3 protein-coding genes and 1 pseudogene are annotated in these 2,874 nt (G+C 57.4%); 3 read left to right on the top strand and 1 reads right to left on the bottom strand.

The window, feature by feature from the left end:
* The 3 genes and pseudogenes from AC5E6W_RS08410 to AC5E6W_RS08400 all read left to right on the top strand — a co-directional run.
* Window positions 1-335, top strand: a pseudogene (locus AC5E6W_RS08410) (hypothetical protein); the annotation flags it as partial.
* Window positions 336-384: 49 nt separating this feature from the next.
* Window positions 385-1,227, top strand: a complete 843-nt coding sequence (locus AC5E6W_RS08405) for a hypothetical protein (protein ID WP_491751834.1) — start codon at window positions 385-387, stop codon at window positions 1,225-1,227.
* Window positions 1,228-2,244 (top strand): nucleoside hydrolase, encoded by a 1,017-nt coding sequence (locus tag AC5E6W_RS08400; protein ID WP_491751833.1) that lies wholly within the window; start codon window positions 1,228-1,230, stop codon window positions 2,242-2,244.
* A 3-nt stretch (window positions 2,245-2,247) separates the two neighbouring features.
* Here AC5E6W_RS08400 and AC5E6W_RS08395 read toward each other — a convergent pair.
* Window positions 2,248-2,874: alpha-amylase family protein (locus tag AC5E6W_RS08395; RefSeq protein ID WP_491751832.1), on the bottom strand; the 627-nt coding region annotated here is incomplete at its 5' end.

Genomic DNA, 2,874 nt, shown 5'->3' with positions numbered 1-2,874 from the left:
ACTTCGCGGTGAATCCCGCCATCGAGCGCACATGGCATGGCCCTGACGTAAATCAGGGTCTCGGCTTCTCGCCCGGCGTGAAGGTAAGCTACGACTTCACCCGTGAGATCAGCGGCGGCTTGGAATACTATGCCGACTACGGTCGCTTCTTCGCCTTCGATGCGCTGCACGAACAGCAGCAACAGATCTTCGCCGTCACGGACCTGAACGTCTCCCCGAAGTGGGAGATCAACGTGGGTATCGGCGTTGGCCCCACTGCCGCCACCGATCACCTCATCGTCAAAGGCATCCTCGGCCGCCGGTTCGACTGGGGTCGCCACTCCATGATTGAGTAATTCCTCCGCGAAATATGAGTATCATCGAGGCTATCCATGAGGGTGGCCAGTGAAGGAGCTTTGGCGCAAGACAGTCGAACTGTGTAGGCGGCATCCTGTCCTCTGGCTGCCCGTTATTGCCGCGGCAATCCTGAGCCCGCTCTGGCGTGAGTTAGGCAAAACGCTGTCCCGTGACGTGGCTATATCGTCCATGCGCGGGAGTTCCGTCCTCGACGGATCCTCTGCCAGTTCCTTTTCCGTTCCCCAATGGCTTTTCTATGTGACCGGGCCGGCATGCGCCATAGCAGACGCTTGTTGCTATGTCATAGCAATGCTCGTTACGGCGAAGTTGTTGGGCCGATTGCTTGCGGAGGCGAGCCACGCGTTGCCTTATCAAAACATTGCAAAGACCGCGACGAAAGGCTCAGCCTTCTTGCTGGGCCTTTTGGTGTACCTACTCTCCACCGGGGTGTCGGTTCTTATTTTGCTGCCGATCACATCATTGATAACGGGCATGCACCGGCCTGTCCTGATGACATCGCCCTATCTGATCGGAGCAGAACTTATCCCGATGTATTTTGCGCTTGGGTACTTTCTCACCCCGATGGCACTGCGGCTTCTGGCAAAATCGACTGGCATAGTGATGGATGGTGACAGAATTGTGCTGGGACGCGAATGTTCCTTCCTGGCTGGAGCGGCCATCACGATTCTTTCTGTTACGTTTCTGGTCGTGGGCAGATCATTCCACACAACACTCGCGCAAGCAACGGCGTATGGCTTTACCTCTACAATCATTAGCGCGTTACCCTATACGCCTTTGTTCGTTGCTTTCAGCTTGCTGTCAATGAAGAATGAAGACGAGCAAAAGTTCGATGTCGCTTTGAGCGGCCAGGAACAACAAGAAGGAGCGTAAATGCGGGTTTGGGTGGTTCTTTGTCTTTGTCTGCTCACTGGTGCAGCGCTGCAAGCGCAGCAGCGCATCATCTACGACGACGATTGCTCGCAGGACGTCGATTGCGTCAACACCCTACCCATCCTGTATGCGCTTGAAGATCGCGGCGAGATCAAGATTCTCGGCATGGTCGCCGATTCAGCCAATCCTCTGACAGCGCCAGTGATGAAGATCTTCGCCAGCTACGGCGGCCATCCGCAGACACTTATCGGCGCCAACCAGACCAGCGAACCCGCGAGTGCGTTATGCCAAAAGAACAAGTGCAACGAAAGCTACTGGACAACAGGCCTTGTGCAGCGTTTCGATTCGGGTGACACGCGAGCGAACTATCCCAATTGCGTGGCTGTCTATCGCAAGGCACTTGCACATCAGCCAGCACATAGCGTGGCAATCGTGGTCACAGGATTTTCTCCATGTCTCAACCAACTGCTCGCCAGTGGCCCCGACACAACCAGCAAGCTCAGCGGCGCGGAGCTCGTAAAGCAGAAAGTAAAGCTGCTCTCCGTGATGGGTGGCAAGTATCCACAGGGTACGGAGTGGAACTTCGAGTGCGACGCACCCGGCTTCCACAAGCTCTTCACGCAGTGGACGAAACAGAACGGCTACCCGCCGGTCTACTTCAACGGCTTCGCGAACGGCCTCGACATACTCGCAGGTCCACCGGCTACAGCCTCACCCATAACGAATCCCACGAAGTACGGCCTCGATCTCGCTAAGACGCCGCAGCGTCCCATGTGGGACATGCTCTCTGCTCTTTTTGCCACGCGCGGCCTCGCTTACCAGGGCACCACATACTTCACCCTTAGCAAGCCCGGAACCATCGCGCTCAACGCACAGACCGGCGCCGACACGTGGTCATCCGCGGTCGACTCCGGTCACTATGTGATCACCAATGCAGCAACCAACGACACATTCATGGCGCTGTTCGACGGCTACGCTCATACGACCGGATTCCTCGCCAAGCCAGCTGCAAAGTAGCTGCTACTGCGTGATGCGCAGCAGCACTACCCCATGCTTGGGAACACTGGCCATTAGCGTGCCATCCTTCGCCTCAACCGTTTCGCCAGTCCACACATTGGTAATCGTGTGAGCCTTCTTCACGCCCAACTGCTTCAGCGTCACGCTTATGGGCGAAGCCAATTCGCCGCGATTGAACAGCCCTACCGCAAGCGCTCCGCCTGACAGCGGCTTCGACCACACCTCATGTGGTCCTTCCTCGTACACGCGGTCGCCCTGCTTGCCCAGCGGGTCCTGATCGATCGCGATCGCGCCCTTGTTCATCAGGATGCTCTTCGCATCGTCGGACATCTTCGAAAGATCGTTGCCCGCAATCAGTGGCGCTGCCAGCAGCACCCAAAGGCTCATGTGCGTGCGGTACTCATCGGTCGACATCTTCCCGTTGCCGATCTCCAGCATGTCCGGATCGTTCCAGTGTCCGGGAGCGGCATACTTCGCCAGGCCTGCCTGGCTGAAGCCGATGTCCGACATCCTGTCCCACGTATCGTTGATGTCGCCGGTGGTGCGCCACAGGTTGCCGCCAACTGCCGGTCCCCACTCCCATACGTTGTCAAAACCATACTGGCAAAGGCTGAAGACGATGGGCCGGCC

It is taken from the genome of Bryocella sp. (genome assembly GCF_058498515.1).
The sequence above is the reverse complement of the archived record's forward strand: the minus strand, read 5'-3'. Positions and strand labels throughout refer to the sequence as shown.